The organism is [Empedobacter] haloabium (assembly GCA_008011715.2).
GTDB lineage: Bacteria > Pseudomonadota > Gammaproteobacteria > Burkholderiales > Burkholderiaceae_D > Rugamonas > Rugamonas haloabia.
This window is the reverse complement of record CP136508.1, coordinates 4080147-4095387: the sequence shown is the minus strand read 5'-3', so window position 1 is coordinate 4095387 and position 15241 is coordinate 4080147. Positions and strand designations below refer to the sequence as shown.

Below are 15241 nucleotides of genomic sequence, written 5' to 3'. Positions count from 1 at the left end.
GGTTTTTTTTGCCCTGGAACTAGACGACCGGTCTACTGGGCGCTTTACTGAAACTGACAAACCACCAAAGGAGAATCACCATGAAAGTACTGATCGTTCTGACCTCGCACGACCAGCTGGGCGACACGGGCCGCAAGACCGGCTTCTGGCTGGAGGAACTGGCTGCACCGTATTACGCCTTCAAGGATGCCGGCGCACAGATCGTGCTGGCGTCGCCCAAGGGCGGCCAGCCACCGCTGGACCCGAAAAGCGACGAGGCGGATGCGCAGACGGAAGCCACGCGCCGGTTCAAGGCGGACACGGACGCCCAGGCGCAATTGGCAGCCACGGTGCGCCTGGACAGCGTATCGCAGGCCGACTTCGACACGGTGTTCTACCCGGGCGGCCACGGCCCGCTGTGGGACCTGGCGGAAGACCGCCATTCGATCGCGCTGATCGAGTCCTTCATCGCCGCCAACAAGCCGGTCGCGCTGGTGTGCCATGCGCCGGGCGTGCTGCGCCACGTGCGCGCTGCCGACGGCCGCCCGCTGGTGGAAGGCAAGCAGGTGACGGGCTTCACCAACAGCGAGGAAGCGGCGGTGCAGCTGACGGACATCGTGCCATTCCTGGTCGAAGACGAGCTGAAAGCGAAGGGCGGCAAGTTCACCCGCGGCGCCGACTGGGGCTCCTACGTGGTGCGCGACGGCCTGCTGATCACGGGCCAGAATCCCGCTTCATCGGCGGATGCGGCCACCGCGCTGATGGCGCAACTGCGCGCGGCCTGACGGTAGCCGCCACCGCGCATCCGGCCCTATTCACGGCTGGGTGCGCCCGGTGCTTTATACTGCGGCCCTATCGATCGACCGCAAAGAGCAAGACATGTCATTCAGTTCCCTGGGCCTCGCGCCTTCCCTCCTCGACGCCATCGCCGCCATCGGCTACCAGACCCCCACGCCGGTGCAGGCAGCGGCCGTGCCGGCCGCGCTGGCGGGCCGCGACGTGCTGGGCGCGGCGCAGACCGGCTCCGGCAAGACGGCGGCGTTCGCGCTGCCGATGCTGCAGGCGCTGCTGGCGCGCCAGGGCACGCGGCGCGGCCTGCACGGCCTCGTGCTGGTGCCCACGCGCGAGCTGGCGGCCCAGGTGGGCGAGGCGATCCGCGCGCTGGTACAGCACCTGCCGTCCACGATCAAGGTGACGATCGCCTTTGGCGGCGTGTCGATCAATCCGCAGATGATGGCGCTGCGCGGCGGCACCGACATCCTCGTCGCCACGCCGGGCCGCCTGCTCGACCTGGTGGAGCACAACGCGATCAAGCTCGATCACACGTCCACGCTGGTGCTGGACGAAGCGGACAAGCTGCTGGACATGGGCTTTGCCGACGAGATTGCGCGCATCCTGGCGCTGTTGCCGGCAAAGCGCCAGAACCTGTTCTTCTCCGCGACCTTCCCGCCCGCCGTGCAGGCGCTGGCAACGGGCCTGCTGCGTGACCCGGTGCGGGTGGACGTGCAGGCCGATGCGGGCGCCACGCCGGACATCGCACAGCGCGCCTTTGCGGTCGACCCGCTGCGCCGCCTGCAGTTGCTGAAGACCCTGATCAAGCAGCATGGCTGGCGCCAGGTGCTGGTGTTCGTCGCGACGAAATACGCGTCCGAACACGTGGCGGACAAGCTGCGCCGCAACGGCATCGCCGCCGAGGCCTTCCACGGCGACTTCAGCCAGGGCGCCCGTACCGAAGTGCTGGCGGACTTCCGCGCCGGGCGGCTGCACGTGCTGGTCGCCACCGACGTCGCCGCGCGCGGTATCGACATCGCCCAGTTGCCGGTGGTGGTCAATTTCGATTTGCCGCGCTCGCCGGCCGACTACACGCACCGCATCGGCCGCACCGGCCGCGCCGGCGCCAGCGGCACGGCCGTCAGCTTCGTCAGCGCGGAGACGGAGCAGCATTTCCGCCTGATCGAGAAACGCCAGGGCGTGCGCGTGCCGCGTGAAACGCTGGCCGGTTTCGAGCCAGTCGAAACGGCGCCCGCACCGGTCAGCGCCGCGACCGACACGGTCAACGGCGGCATCAAGGGCAAGCGCAAAAGCAAGAAGGACAAGTTGCGCGAAGCCGCCAAAGGGTCTGTCCCCACCGGGGACTGACCCTGAAGTTCGCTCGTATTGCACTGAACCTCGGGGTCAGTCCCTGATGCCGCCAAGTTAAGGATGTAAGACTCACTGGGCCGCAGGCGTATCCCTCAACCCCAGGCCCAAAACCGGGGTCAGACCCGCCGGGTCTGACCCCAGCTCTCCGCGTTTGGGTGCAAAGACCTCGGCGGCTGGCTGATAATTTTCCTTAACTTAGCCGCATCAGGGTCAGTCCCCTTTGGGGGCAGCTGCTTCTACTTCCCCTCCACCAAAGCCATCCGCCGCCGCACCCGCGCCGCCTCGTCCGCCGCGCCGGCCTGCTCGGCCCGCAGCGCCTGCACGTTCAGCCACGCCAGCAGCGAGCGGCGCCAGCCCTGGTTCGACGCCGTCTCCACCGCCATTGCCAGCAGTTCCGGCGTGGCCCGATTCGCCTTGAACAGCGCTCCGGCCGCGACGAGCCGCGACAACGGGTCGCCGATCGCCTGCGCCGCCGCGGCCGCGGCCTGGTCCGAGCCCGCGGCCAGCACCGCACGTTGCGGCTCCGGCAGCAGCGCCGCGTCGCCAGGGCGCGCCTGTCCCGCCAGGTAGGCGGCATAGGCAATATCGGCCGGTGTCGCATCCGTGCGCAGTGCTTCGAACCCGGCGCAAGGCTCGAACGTGAGCGCCGCCGTGCGCAGCGCGCAGCGGATCAGCTCCGCGCGAATCACGAGATCGACCTTGCCGGTGGCGCCGATCTCGCTGCGCGCGCGCGCAAACTCGTTTTTTTCGATGGCGTCCTTGCCTTCCAGGTATGCATCGGTAGCGCGCTGCAGCGAGCTTTGCGCGTTCATCTTCCAGTCCGGCACGGGCGGGGCGCTGCCGCAGCCGGCCAGCGCGAGCAGGGCGCCGACAATGATGGTGGTCTTCATGGCAGCTTGATCTCCGTCTCGCGCTTGAATGGCCACTTGCGGTTGATCTCGTTGACCAGCTGCTCGATGCGGCGCAGGTTGCTGTCGATATCGGCGCGCAGCGCACCCAGGTCTTCCGTGGCCACGCGGGCATTCTTGCCGACGGCCTGGGCTTCCACCAGCACCGCATCCATTTTCTTCAGGCTGTTGCGGGCATCCGCCAGCAGGCCGTTCAGCTGGACGATGGCGGCCTGCGCGTCGGTGGCGACGCCGTCCTTGCCGAACACCTTGCTGTCGGCATTGCCTACCAGGCGGTCGGCGCGCACGATCAGCGAGTTCGCATTGGCCAGCAGCTCGCGCGCCTTCTTGTCCTCGCCGGCGATCAGGCCCATCGCGCCGCCCGGGCCGTTCAGTTTTTCCGTCACGCCCTGTACATTCTTCAGGCTGCTGCCCAGCGCCGAGTCCTCCGCCGTCAGCGCCGTCACGTTGGCCAGCACGTCGCGCGCGGCCGCCAGCAGCTTGGGAATCTCGGCCGCCGCGTCGCCCACCAGCAGGCCGCGCTCGGCGCCCGGCGGCAATGGCGGATCGGTGGGAATGCCGGTGAAGGCGCGCAGCTTGGCGCCGCCGACGATGCCTTTTTCCAGGGTGAAGATGCTGCTGGTGCGCAGCCAGTGGGCGTCCTTCTTCGGCACGTCCACCAGCACGCGCGCCTTGCCCTCGGGAGAGAGTTCGATGCGCTGCACGCGGCCGATAGGGAAGCCGGCAAACGTCACGTCCATGCCGACGGTGACACCTTCGGAATCGTCGGCGGTCAGTACCAGGCGCTGGGTCGGTTCGAACGCGCCGCGGGCATACAGCAGGTAGATGGCGGCGCCGGCCAGCAGGGCCACCATCAGGACCAGCAGCAGCGCGGCCTTGAACTCGGCGTTGCGCACCGGCGCGGGTTCGGCCGGGGCGGGGGACTGTGGAGGGATCGGTTCGTTCATAGTCAGTAGTAGTTACCCATCAGCGATGCGACCTCGATCAGCAGGATCACGGAAAACATGCGTACCATGTCGGCCAGGCCGTGCGTGGCGCGAAAGCGCAGCACGAACGGGTTGGCGGCGGCATCGTAGTACGACGATGCGAGCGGAATCAGGCCGACGGCAAAGCTGAAGAAGGCGATCTTCAGCACCAGGATCAGCGCGACGGAAGGATTGAAGATCTGGCCCACCACGCGCGTATAGCCGGGCAGGCCGTAGGGCGTGAAGCCGTAGATCACGAGGTAGGTCAGCACCAGCGTCAGCACGCAGCTGACGGCGCCCAGCATCCAGACGGCGAACATGCCGGCGGCCGCGCGCGGGAAGAACTCCGTGCGCAGCGCCTCGGCGGGGGCGGTGCGGCCACCCGTCGAACCGGCGGGTGCGGACGCGGCGGCCGCCAGGCGCTTCTGGGCGAACTCCACGCCGGCCGGCAAGGTGGTCCGCAGCGCCACGAACAGGGCCACCGTCAGCGGGATCAGTTCCAGCACCAGCACGCGCACGACCATCTCCAGCGCATAGCGCGACAGGCCGTAGCTGAAGGCGGTGACGACGACGATGCGGATGATGACAAGGCTGATCAGCGCCGCCAGGATCGAGAACCACAAGAGATTCGGCGCGGTGGCCAGCACCAGCTGGCAGGCCAGGCGGTTGCGATTGTCCTTGCGGTAGCTGGCCGGCGTAAACCCCTGCGACAGGATCAGCACGGCGAACTGCAGCAGGCGCCACCAACTCGTCAGCCACACCACGGTGGCCCGTTGCATGCGCCGTAGCAGGGGATAGAGTGATGCATGAGTGATCATGTTGCGATCTTAACATCCGGGCCGCGCGGTGGCGATCCGGGAGGGCGGCGGCTACAATGCCGCCATGCCAGAACTGAACCACTCTACCCGCCTGCCGCCCACGCGCCAGCAGTCGGAAGCCGCGGCGCTGGACGCCGCCGCCCACCGGGCCGCGCGCGAACTTCGTGACGCCGCCGTGCGCGGTGTGGGGTCGATCGCCGCGATGCGCGATGCCATCAAGGCCGCGGCGCGCGCCTTGCCGCCATTTACCGCCATTGCGCGTTGCGCTCCGCTCGATGCCAAGTCCTTCCGCGCTCGCGCGAAGGAGGGCCTGCCGTTCCTGATGGAAGGCGGTGCGCGCCACTGGCCGCTGGCCGCGCTGGACGTGCAGGCGCTGCGCCAGCACTACAGCCACCTGGCTGTGCGCGCGCGGGTGGGTGACTACGTGGGCACGGCTTTCGCGCCGGACCGGGAAATGGCGGACATGTCGCTGCTGGCCTACCTGGACCTGGTCGCGGCAGGCACGCCCGGGCTGCCGCCGTACCTGGGCAACCTGGAGCTGCGCGAGTTGAACCGCCTGTGCCACTGGCCTGCGTATTTCGACAAGATGGGCCCACCGCGTTTCTGGCTCGGCCCAGCCGGCACGGTGACGCCGCTGCACTGCGACTACGACGACAATGTCTTCGCGCAGGTGTGGGGCACGAAGCGCATCACGCTGGCGCCGCCCCATCACGACGAGTTCCTGTATCCAAGGGAGGCCAACGCCATCCTGTTCGGCTCCCCGTTCGATCCGGAAGCGCCCGACTACGAGCGCTACCCGCTGGCGCGCCAGGCCGCATGCGTCGAATGCATCGTGCAGCCGGGCGACATGCTGTATGTGCCGGCCGGCTGGTATCACCAGGTGCGGGCGTTGACGTTCTCGCTGTCGTCGAACCGGTGGGCGCGGGCGGTGCCGCTGGCGCTACGGGCGGCCTGATCGGCGGCGATCCTCTGCCGTCACGGCATGCTCATGTCCAGACCGGTCTTCTTGACGAGGAACCAGGCGAGCAGGCCCAGGCCCAGGAGCGCCAACAGGAACAGCACGGCCACCTTGCCGGCCGCGCGCAGCACGGCGCGCGCTTGCTTCTGCTTGTCCTTGTCCTTCTGCCCTTGATCGTAATGCCACTTGATGGCGAAGAACATGCCGATCCCCAGCACGAGGACCTTGAACGTAACGAAGACTATCGGAATCCAATCCATGATTTTTGCCTGTTTCCGGCTGATGCAGCACGACTGAGGCATACTAACTGGAAGCAATTTCCATACATTAGGACAAAATGTCCCAGTTAGAAGCCATACAAGATCAGCCGCCCTGGCTGCCGCGCCTGACGGCGCACGGTGGGCCACGGTTCCTGCAGATCGCCGATGCCCTGCAGGCCGCGGTGGCGGACGGCGCGCTGAAACCGGGCGACCGCCTGCCGCCGCAGCGCCAATTGGCGGCTCAGCTGGACGTCGACCTGACGACGATCACCCGCGCCTATGACGAAGCGCGCCGTCGCCACCTGCTGGAGGGGCGCGGCGCGCGCGGCACCTATGTCGCGGCGCCGAAAGTGGAACTGGCCCCGGTGCTCGACCTGGGCATGAACACGCCGCCACCGCCGCATGGCGTGGACTTCGACGATCTGCTGAAACAGGGGCTGTCGCAAGTTTTGATGAGGACGGACAACGACTTGCTGATGACTTACCACTTGGGCGGGGGCGGGCACGCCGAGCGCAGGGCTGGCGTCCAGTGGCTGGCACCGATGTTCGGCCCGTTGGACCCGGCGCAACTTGTCGTCTGCCCGGGCGCGCAGGCGGCGCTCGCCGCGTCGGTGCTCGCGCTGACGAAGCCTGGCGATACGATCCTGGCTGAGCCGATGACTTATCCTGGCTTGCGCGCCACGGCGGATCAATTCGGCCGCCACCTCGTCGCGGTGGCGGCGGACCGGCACGGGATGGTGCCCGAACTGCTCGAGCAGGCGTGCCGACAGCGCGAGCCTGGCCTGGTCTACCTCAATCCGACATTGCAGAATCCGACCGCCGTCACGATGCCGGAAACGCGGCGCCGGGAGCTCGCCGCCATCGCGCAGCGCTGCCATGTGCGCATCGTCGAGGACGATCCCTACTGGCTGCTGGCCGATGCCGCGCCCCCGCCTGTCGCCACGTTTGCGCCGCAACAGGTCTACTACATCTCGACCCTGTCGAAATGCCTGACACCGGGTTTGCGGGTCGCCTTCGTGCTGATCCGCGACCCGCGCGAGCGCGAGCGTTTCATGGCCGCCCTGCGATCGTTCGCCCTCATGGCGGCCCCGTTGACGGCCGCGCTGGCCACCCAGTGGATCCTGGACGGTTCGGCCGATGGATTGCTGGCAGGCGTGCGCAGCGAGGCGCGCCTGCGCCACCGGCTGGCGCGCGATATCCTGGCGGGCCGCTATAGCGGCGCTGGCGACGGCCTGCACGTATGGCTGGAGCTGCCGGCTTATTGGACCGCGGCGCAGTTCGCGCTGGCAGCCGACAGCGAGGGCATCGCCGTCACGCCGGCGCAGGCATTCGCCACGGACGGTGCAGCGGCGAACGCCATCCGGATCTCGCTGGGCAGCATCAAGCAACGCGGGCACTTGCAGGCAGGGCTGCAACGCCTGTCGCATCTGCTGGCGCGGCGGCCCGAGTCGTCCAGCGCCGCCGTGGTGTGAGTGGGCGGGACCGCCCGGCCCTAATCGGGCACCCCTGCCACGATCGCCTCCGCCACCGCCCGCACCCTTGCACTACGCCCCAGATCCCCATGCATGACCAGGTACAGGTCATACCAATGCTGGCGCTCCGGCCAGATCCGCACCAGCCCCGGATCGCCGCCGGCCATATGGATCGGCAGCTCGGCGATGCCCAGTCCCGCGCGCACGGCCTGCTGCAGCATCATCCCCGTGTTGACCTGCATGACGATGCGCGCCCCGGCCACGCTGGCGCCGCCCAGCTCGCGCGACTGGCGCGGCGCCACGGAGGGGTGGAAGATCACCAGGTCGTGGCCGGCCAGGCCGGCGTCGATATCGGGCACGCCGCGCCGCTCGACGTAGGCGCGGCTGGCGAACAGGGCGCCGGCGCGGCGTGTCAGGTGGCGTGAGATCAGGTCCGGTTCGGTCGGGCGCAAGGTGCGTACCGCCAGGTCGGCCTCGCGCCGCGTCAGGCTGGCGATCGACGTGTCGACGTCCAGTTCGATGGCGATGTCCGGATGCACCTCGTGCAGGCGCGCCAGCGCGGCCATGACGAAGTGCACGGCCAGCGTGTCCGTCGTGGCGACGCGCACCGTGCCCGCCAGGCGGTGGTCGCTGCCCTGCATCTCGCGCTGCAGCTGTAGTGCCGCTTCCTCCATCAGTGCCGCCGGGCGCGCCGCCGCCTCGCCGGCCGGCGTCGGTACATAGCCGGACGGCGTACGCAGGAACAGCGTGGCGCCCAGCGACGCCTCCAGCGCGGCCAGGCGCCGGCCCACCGTGGCCTGGTCGACGTTCAGCTGGGCCGCCGCGCCGCGCAGGGTGCCGGCGCGGTGGATGGCCAGGAAGACGCGCGCATTGTCCCAATCCATGCTCTCTCCGCTGATGCATTTTTGCATCGGAGCGCTGATGGTATGCATATTTACGCCGTGTTGCAAGACTCCTAAGCTGGCGGCTTTGAAGGAGGAGGGAACGATGCTGCTCTTGACCCTGGCGCTGGGCTTCGTGATGGCCTGGATCGACGTGACGGCCGTGAACACGGCGCTGTCCGATATCGCAACGGACCTGCACGTGCCGCTGGCCGGACTGGTGTGGGTGGTGGACGGCTACACCCTCACGTTTGCCGCGCTGCTGCTGGCCGGCGGCGCGCTGGCCGACCGCGTCGGCCCGCGCCGCGCCTACCAGGCCGGCTTGCTGGTGTTCGTGGCTGGCTCGGTGCTGTGCGCGCTGGCACCCAGCGGCACGCTGCTGGTGGCCGCGCGCCTGCTGCAAGGCGCCGGTGCGGCGCTGTTCATGCCCAGTTCACTGAGCCTCTTGGCCCAATCGACGGCCGACGAGGGCGCGCGCGCCCGCATGTTCGGCATCTGGTCGGCGCTGGTCAGCGCCGCCGCCACTGTCGGCCCGCTGGCCGGCGGCCTGCTGGTGCATGCCTTCGGCTGGCGCAGCATCTTCTGGCTCAACGTGCCGCTCGGCCTGGCCGGCCTGGCGCTGACGTTCGCGGTCGTGCCGCCGGGCGCGGCGCATCCGGATCGTCCGCTGGCCCTGTCCAGCCATGCCATCGCCGCCGTCGCGCTGGCCGCGCTGGCGTACGTGTTGATCGAGGGACCCGCGCAAGGCTGGACGGCACCGGCCGTGCTGGCCGCCGGGATGGCGCTGCTGGTGCTGGGCGGCTGGGCCGTACGCCGTGAGCGCGTCGGCACTACATCGATGCTGCCGCGCGCGCTGTACGGCAACGCCGGCTTCGGCGCCGCCGTGGCGATGGGCTTCCTCGTCAATTTCGGTTTCTTTGCCCAGCTGTTCGTCATCAGCCTGTTCCTGCAGCAGGGCCACGGCATCGGCGCGCTGGAAACGGGCGTGCGATTGCTGCCGATGATGGCGGTGACGGGGGTAACGAACCTGCTGGCGGGCAGGGTGATCGCGCGGCGCGGCGTGCGCTGGCCGCTGCTGCTCGGCCTGGGTGGCGCCGCCGGCGCGGCCCTGCTGTTGACTGGAGTGGCCGGCGCGGCCACGCCGAACCTGGTGGTGGCCGGCGGCACGCTGGTGACGCTGTCGCTGGGCCTGGCCATCCCGGCCATGACGGCCACCGTGATGCAGGCCGGCGGCAGGGCCTATGCCAACAGCGCGGCGGCGGCGCTCAATGCCAACCGCCAGGTGGGTGCGCTGGTGGGCGTGGCCGTGGCGGGCACCGTCCTGCACCTGGCCGATGCGTGGCCGGCGCGCCTGGCGCTGGTGTTCGGCATCACGGCGGCCGGCTTCGCGCTGGCGTGGCTGCTGGTGTTCCTGCACGTGCAGCGCGCGGCGGCCCGTGCGCCGGCCGCGCCGGCGCTGGCCGATTGATCAGCCGTGCTGGCGGCGCCAGGCGATCATCTCGGCGATCGTCAGGATCGGCATGCCGTGCAGGGCGGCGAAGCGCTCGATGTCGGCGCCGCGCATCATGGTGCCGTCCGGGTTCATCAGCTCGCACAGCACGGCGGCCGGCTGCAGGCCCGCCATGATGGCCAGGTCGACCGAGCCTTCCGTGTGGCCGGCGCGCGCCAGCACGCCGCCCGGGGTGGCGCGCAGCGGGAACACGTGCCCGGGACGCACGATGTCCTCGGGCTGCGCGCCGGGCCGGGTGGCGGCCAGCACGGTGGTCACGCGGTCCTGCGCCGAGACGCCGGTGGTGACGCCCTCGCGCGCCTCGATCGAAACGGTGAACGGTGTGCCATAGCGGCTGCCATTCTCCGGCGCCATCGGCGGCAACTCCAGCTCGCGCACGCGCTCGGCCGTCAGGCACAGGCAGACGATGCCGCTGCATTCGCGGATCAGGAGCGCCATGGTCTCGACGCTGAGGCGGTCGACGGCGACGATCAGGTCGGCCTCGTTCTCGCGGTCGAAATCGTCCAGCAGGATGACGGGAATACCCTGGCGCATGGCGTCCAGCGCGGCGGCGATGCGCCCCGGCAGGTCGGTGCTGTGCAGGGTGGGGGTCGGTACTTCCAGAACTTCGTTGACTGACATTGTGAAACGCTCCTCGCATAAGTGGCGAAAAACGCTTCAGGGCAAGCGTATGGGCGCGCGCCCGGCGCGGCCAAGCCGCTCCAGGGAGCACGTACAGCGCACATCTTCTTTCATCCGGACTATACCGTCGGCCATGGCATCGGACCATGTCTGCTCGGACAGGGCGCTTGCCCCATCCTCGCTCGCGGGCTCGGTCCTCTCGGACCCTACCGCCGGTGGGGAATCGCACCCCGCCCCGAAGACGTATTGACGTCCGCCGGCCGGCGGACCGGGCAATTGTAACAAAAACGATAATTTCTGGTGTATCGTCATGCCTTGTCCCAATCTATGATGCGATACATGAAATCCCTTTCCCTGCGCCTGACGGCCGTCGTCGCCCTGTTCAGCTGCGCGCTGCTGGCGCGCGGCGCCGAGGCGCCCGCTTTGAGCGATCCGCTGCCGCTGTCGCCGCTGGTCAAGGTGGGCAAGCTGCCCAACGGCCTGACTTACTACATCCAGAAGAACGCCAAGCCTGCCAAGAAGCTGGAGCTGCGCCTGGTCGTCAAGGCCGGCTCGATCCTGGAGGACGAGGACCAGCTTGGCCTGGCCCACTTCACCGAGCACATGGCCTTCAACGGCAGCACGCATTTCAAGCGCCACGAACTGATCGACTACCTGCAGTCGAACGGCGTCAAGTTCGGCCGCGACCTGAACGCCTACACGAGCTTCGACGAGACGGTCTACATCCTGCCGATCCCCACCGACAGGAAGGAAGTGGTGGAGCGCGGCTTCCTGGTGCTGGAAGACTGGGCGCACGGCCTGAAGTTCAACGACGCGGACATTGACAGCGAGCGTGGCATCGTGCTGGAGGAGCTCCGCCTCGGCAAGGGCGCCAGCGACCGCATGAACAAGGTGCTGTATCCGAAGCTCTTCAACGGTTCGCGCTACGCCGACCGGCTGCCGATCGGCAAGGCCGAGGTGCTGCGCACCTTCAAGCCGGACGCCATCAAGCGCTTCTACCGCGACTGGTACCGGCCCGACCTGATGGCCGTCATCGCGGTCGGCGACATCGATCCGCTCGAAGCGGAAAAGCTGATCAAGGCCCATTTCGGCAAGCTGAAAAATCCGGAGCTGGCGCGCCCGCGCGTGTATCCGGTCATCCCCGAGCGCACGCAGGACGAGGCGGTCGTCGTCACGGACAAGGAAGCGCCCGGCGACGTGCTGTACATCCGCTACCCCATCGAGCAGCACGCCGAGGCCACGACGCTGGCCGGCTACCGCGCCGACCTGGTCGAGAAGCTGTACGGCATGATGCTGAGCCAGCGCATGATGGAGCTGACGCAGCAGGCCGACCCGCCGTTCATCCAGGGCGGCAGCGGTCGCGGCAAGGTGGTGCGCGGCCACCGCTCGTTCAGCGCCTCGGCGCTGCTGGGCAAGGGCGGCCCGGTCCCCGCCATCAACGCGCTGGTGCAGGAAAGCGAACGGGCGCGTCAATATGGCTTCACGGCGGCGGAGCTGGAGCGTGCCAAGAAGGGCATGCTGAGCAACTACGAACGCATGTACAACGAGCGCGAAAAATCCGATTCGGCCGTGTTCGTGGCCGAGTACCTGCGCAACTTCCTCGAAGGGGAAGCGCTGCCGGGCATCGAGAACGAATATGCGTACGCGCACCGCTTCGTGCCGGGTATCACGCTGGACGAGGCCAACGCCGCCGCGCGCGCCGCGCTGCCGGGACCGGACGACAAGAAGCTGGTCGTCCTGATGGGCAGCGAGAAGGCCACGCCACAGCCCAAGCCGGCCGAGCTGCTGGCCGCGGTGGAGGCGGCGCGCAAGACCGCCGTCACCGCGCGCGAGGAGAAGACCTACGCCGCCAGCCTGCTGGACAAGCCGCCGCTGGCCGGCAGCATCGTCGCCGAAACGCAGGACAAGGTGCTGGGCACGACCGAGCTGACGCTGTCGAACGGCATCAAGGTGGTGCTCAAGCCCACCGACTTCCGCAACGACCAGGTGCTGATGAGCGCCGTGCGCCACGGCGGCCAGTTCCTGTACGGCGACGACGATATCCAGAACGCCCGCTACGCCGCCGCGCTGGCGGCGCAGATGGGCGTGCTGGATTACTCGCCGCTGGACATGCAGAAGATCCTGGCGGGGCGCAGCGTGGCCGTCTCGGTCGCGCTGGGCGAGCTGACCGAGAACGTGGCCGGCGGCACCGTCAACAGCGACGTCGAGACGATGCTGCAGATGATGCATGCGCGCCTGCTCAATCCGCGCCGCGACGAGACGCTGTTCAAGTCCTTCATCGGCCGCCAGCGCGACCTGGCGCAAAGCCAGCAGGCGCGCCCCGAAGCGCAGTTCGCCAACACGATCCGGGAAGCGCTGTATGGCGACAACCCGCGCGTGGCGGGCCTGGCGCGGCCGCAGGACTTCGACAAGGTCGACCTGGACCGCGCGCTGCGCATCTTCCGCGAGCGCTTCGGCAGCGGCAAGGGCTGGACCTTCTACTTCGTCGGCAGCTTCGACCCGGCGAAATTGAAGCCGCTGCTGGCCACCTACGTGGCCAGCCTGCCGACGCCGGACATCCCGCTGGCCTACCGTGACCTGGGCATCCGGCCGGCGCGCGGCGTCATCAAGCGTGAGGTCCGCCGCGGCAAGGAAGCCAAGAGCGCGATCTCCGTCGTCTTCACCGGTGACGCCACCTATTCGCAGCCGGAGCAGATGCGCCTGGCCGCCGCCATCGAGGTGCTCAACCTGAAACTGACGGAAGTGCTGCGCGAGAAGCTGGGCCTCATCTACGGCGGCGGCGCCGCCGGCGCGATCACCAGGCTGCCGTATGCGAACTACAGCATCTCGCTGAACCTGCCGTGCGGCCCGGAGAACGTGGACAAGGTGATCGACGCCGCCTTTGCCGAGATCCGCAAGCTGCAGCAGGAAGGTCCGGCTGCCGCCGACCTGGCCAAGGTGCGCCAGAACTGGCTGAACAACCACCGCCGCGCGCTCAGCGAGAACGGCTGGTGGATGGGCCAGTTGCAGGCCGCCACGCTGTACGGCACCGATCCGGCCTGGGCCGCGATCGACTACGACAAACGCGTCGCGGCCCTCGGCGCCGCCGACGTGCAGGCCGCCGCGCGGCGCTACTTCGACTTCGGCAATTACGTCCAGGTCGTGATGAACCCGGAGACCAAATGATGGACCGCGCCCACCTGCCCCTGCCTCTGCCCATGCACCCGGCCGTACGGCCCGCCGCGGAAGGGCCGCCGGCCACGCGCCGGCTGGGCGACCTGCCCAAGCCGAAGGGCGAACCGGTCATCGGCAATATGCGCCAGCTGGACGGCCTGCGCTTCCATCGCACTTTGGAAAACTGGGCGCGTGAACTGGGCCCCATGTACCGCTTCAAGGTGCTGAACCGCACGATGGTGGTGACCTCCAGCCGGCCGGCGCTGACGGCCTTGATGCGCGAGCGGCCGGACCTGATCCGCCGCGAGTCGCGCGCCTCCGACATGATGGAGGAGACCATCACGCCGGGCGTGTTCAGCGCCGAGGGCGAGAACTGGCGCCAGCAGCGCAAGCTGGTCATGCGCGCGCTGACGCCGGAAGTGGTGCACAACTTCTTCCCCACGCTGGTGATGCTGACCGAGCGGCTGCGGCTGCGCTGGGTGGCCGCGACCGAGGCGGGCCGCAGGATCGACGTACTGCGCGACCTGAAGGCCTGGACCCTGGACGTGACGATCGGCCTGGCGATGGGCCACGACATCGACACCTTGCAGAACGAGCACAATCCGCTGCAGCGCGATATCGAGACGGTGTTCGAGCGCATCGCGCGCCGTGTGACGACGCCGGTGCCGTACTGGCGCCTGTTCCGCCTGGCCGTGGACCGCGAATCGGACGCCGCCGCGCAGCGCATCAGCGACGCCGTGGCCGGCTTCATCGCCAACGCCCGTGCCAGGATCGCCGCCGATCCGGCACTGCGCGCCAGGCCGTCGAACATGCTGGAAGCGCTGGTGGTGGCACGCGACGAACCCGGCTCCGGCTTCACGGACGAAGCGGTGATCGGCAATGCGATCACGATGGTGTTCGCCGGCGAGGACACCACGTCGAACACGATCGGCTGGCTGCTGGACTTCCTGGTGCGCCACCCGGACTGCAGCGCGGCCGTGGCGCGCGAGGCGGACGCGGTGCTGGGCGCGGACAAGGTGCTGCAGGACTACCGCCTGCTGGACAGCCTGCCGTACCTGGACGCCGCCCTGCGCGAGGGCATGCGCCTGAAACCGGTGGCGCCGTTCATGATCCTGGAGCCGGTGGCCGACATCGTCATCGACGACACGCTGATCCCGGCCGGCACGCCGGTCTTCACCCTGCTGCGCCACAGCTTCGAGCGCGACAATTCGCTGGTGCAGCCGGAGCTGTTCCGCCCGGAGCGCTGGCTGGCGAGCGGGGAGAGCGGTGTGGACGATCCTGGCCGCAAGATGTTCCCGTTCGGCGGCGGCGCGCGCTTCTGCCCGGGGCGCTACCTGGCGATGGCGGAAATGAAGATCGCCGTGTCGATGCTGGCGCGCCAGTTCACGCCGGTACTGGACCCGGACGCGCCGCCGGTGGAGGAGCGGTTCACGTTTACGATGACGCCGAGCGTGTTGCCGGTGCTGTTGCAACCGCGGCGCTAGAACCACCAGGGACAGGCACCGATCTGCGGGTCGGCGACCCGCAGATCGGTGCCTGTCCCCAGGGGTGGAAGTTTGCCGGTGTCACGCTGA

The 15241-nt window shown here is 68.8% G+C and carries 13 protein-coding genes and 1 riboswitch; of the genes, 7 read left to right on the top strand and 6 right to left on the bottom strand.

Features of this window, described 5'->3' with window-relative positions; genetic code table 11:
- Positions 1–80 precede the first annotated feature (80 nt).
- Complete coding sequence (locus E7V67_017830; protein WUR11553.1) at positions 81–764, top strand: type 1 glutamine amidotransferase domain-containing protein; 684 nt, start codon at positions 81–83, stop codon at positions 762–764.
- Between the two features lie 94 nt (positions 765–858).
- Complete coding sequence (locus tag E7V67_017825; protein ID WUR11552.1) at positions 859–2118, top strand: DEAD/DEAH box helicase; 1260 nt, start codon at positions 859–861, stop codon at positions 2116–2118.
- A gap of 239 nt (positions 2119–2357) precedes the next feature.
- Here the strand turns inward: E7V67_017825 and E7V67_017820 are convergent, their stop codons facing one another.
- Genes E7V67_017820 through E7V67_017810 form a run of 3 tightly spaced genes read right to left on the bottom strand, consistent with a single transcriptional unit; the run spans position 2358 to position 4773 of the window.
- On the bottom strand, positions 2358–3011 hold the full coding sequence (locus E7V67_017820) for a hypothetical protein (GenBank protein WUR11551.1): 654 nt from the start codon (positions 3009–3011) through the stop codon (positions 2358–2360).
- Complete coding sequence (locus E7V67_017815) at positions 3008–3976, bottom strand: MlaD family protein (protein ID WUR11550.1); 969 nt, start codon at positions 3974–3976, stop codon at positions 3008–3010. The genes E7V67_017820 and E7V67_017815 overlap by 4 nt, the downstream gene beginning before the upstream one ends.
- 2 nt (positions 3977–3978) lie before the next feature.
- Positions 3979–4773 carry an ABC transporter permease gene (locus E7V67_017810; GenBank protein WUR11549.1) on the bottom strand — a complete coding sequence of 265 codons (795 nt, stop codon included), beginning with the start codon at positions 4771–4773 and terminating at the stop codon, positions 3979–3981.
- A 103-nt stretch (positions 4774–4876) separates the two neighbouring features.
- Here E7V67_017810 and E7V67_017805 point away from each other — a divergent pair, with 103 nt between their 5' ends.
- Entirely contained in the window at positions 4877–5767 is an 891-nt protein-coding gene (locus tag E7V67_017805) for a cupin-like domain-containing protein (protein ID WUR11548.1), read from the top strand.
- A 20-nt stretch (positions 5768–5787) separates the two neighbouring features.
- Here E7V67_017805 and E7V67_017800 read toward each other — a convergent pair whose 3' ends face one another.
- Complete coding sequence (locus tag E7V67_017800) at positions 5788–6030, bottom strand: hypothetical protein (GenBank protein ID WUR11547.1); 243 nt, start codon at positions 6028–6030, stop codon at positions 5788–5790.
- Between the two features lie 77 nt (positions 6031–6107).
- Between E7V67_017800 and E7V67_017795 the strand changes: the two genes are divergently transcribed.
- A complete protein-coding gene (locus E7V67_017795; protein ID WUR11546.1) occupies positions 6108–7502 on the top strand; it encodes a PLP-dependent aminotransferase family protein in 1395 nt (464 codons plus the stop codon).
- Between the two features lie 20 nt (positions 7503–7522).
- Here the strand turns inward: E7V67_017795 and E7V67_017790 are convergent, their stop codons facing one another.
- The gene (locus tag E7V67_017790) at positions 7523–8386 is read right to left on the bottom strand and encodes a LysR family transcriptional regulator (protein ID WUR11545.1); all 864 of its coding nucleotides are present in this window, start codon (positions 8384–8386) and stop codon (positions 7523–7525) included.
- A gap of 103 nt (positions 8387–8489) precedes the next feature.
- On the opposite strand from E7V67_017790, the gene E7V67_017785 reads away from it, so the two are divergent.
- Positions 8490–9851: an MFS transporter gene (locus E7V67_017785; protein WUR11544.1), complete on the top strand. Its 1362-nt coding sequence runs from the start codon at positions 8490–8492 to the stop codon at positions 9849–9851.
- Here the strand turns inward: E7V67_017785 and ribB are convergent, their stop codons facing one another.
- Entirely contained in the window at positions 9852–10514 is a 663-nt protein-coding gene (ribB, locus tag E7V67_017780) for a 3,4-dihydroxy-2-butanone-4-phosphate synthase (GenBank protein WUR11543.1), read from the bottom strand.
- A gap of 98 nt (positions 10515–10612) precedes the next feature.
- A riboswitch (FMN riboswitch) is annotated at positions 10613–10761 on the bottom strand.
- 92 nt (positions 10762–10853) lie between these two features.
- Between ribB and E7V67_017775 the strand changes: the two genes are divergently transcribed.
- On the top strand, positions 10854–13679 hold the full coding sequence (locus E7V67_017775) for an insulinase family protein (GenBank protein WUR11542.1): 2826 nt from the start codon (positions 10854–10856) through the stop codon (positions 13677–13679).
- On the top strand, positions 13676–15151 hold the full coding sequence (locus E7V67_017770) for a cytochrome P450 (protein ID WUR11541.1): 1476 nt from the start codon (positions 13676–13678) through the stop codon (positions 15149–15151). The genes E7V67_017775 and E7V67_017770 overlap by 4 nt, the downstream gene beginning before the upstream one ends.
- Positions 15152–15241 lie beyond the last annotated feature (90 nt).

Coding starts and splice junctions, on each gene's coding strand:
- E7V67_017830 (WUR11553.1), top strand. CDS start 81: ATGAAAGTACTGATCGTTCTGACCTCGCACGACCAGCTGGGCGACACG.
- E7V67_017825 (WUR11552.1), top strand. CDS start 859: ATGTCATTCAGTTCCCTGGGCCTCGCGCCTTCCCTCCTCGACGCCATC.
- E7V67_017820 (WUR11551.1), bottom strand. CDS start 3,011: ATGAAGACCACCATCATTGTCGGCGCCCTGCTCGCGCTGGCCGGCTGC.
- E7V67_017815 (WUR11550.1), bottom strand. CDS start 3,976: ATGAACGAACCGATCCCTCCACAGTCCCCCGCCCCGGCCGAACCCGCG.
- E7V67_017810 (WUR11549.1), bottom strand. CDS start 4,773: ATGCAACGGGCCACCGTGGTGTGGCTGACGAGTTGGTGGCGCCTGCTG.
- E7V67_017805 (WUR11548.1), top strand. CDS start 4,877: ATGCCAGAACTGAACCACTCTACCCGCCTGCCGCCCACGCGCCAGCAG.
- E7V67_017800 (WUR11547.1), bottom strand. CDS start 6,030: ATGGATTGGATTCCGATAGTCTTCGTTACGTTCAAGGTCCTCGTGCTG.
- E7V67_017795 (WUR11546.1), top strand. CDS start 6,108: ATGTCCCAGTTAGAAGCCATACAAGATCAGCCGCCCTGGCTGCCGCGC.
- E7V67_017790 (WUR11545.1), bottom strand. CDS start 8,386: ATGGATTGGGACAATGCGCGCGTCTTCCTGGCCATCCACCGCGCCGGC.
- E7V67_017785 (WUR11544.1), top strand. CDS start 8,490: ATGCTGCTCTTGACCCTGGCGCTGGGCTTCGTGATGGCCTGGATCGAC.
- ribB (WUR11543.1), bottom strand. CDS start 10,514: ATGTCAGTCAACGAAGTTCTGGAAGTACCGACCCCCACCCTGCACAGC.
- E7V67_017775 (WUR11542.1), top strand. CDS start 10,854: ATGAAATCCCTTTCCCTGCGCCTGACGGCCGTCGTCGCCCTGTTCAGC.
- E7V67_017770 (WUR11541.1), top strand. CDS start 13,676: ATGATGGACCGCGCCCACCTGCCCCTGCCTCTGCCCATGCACCCGGCC.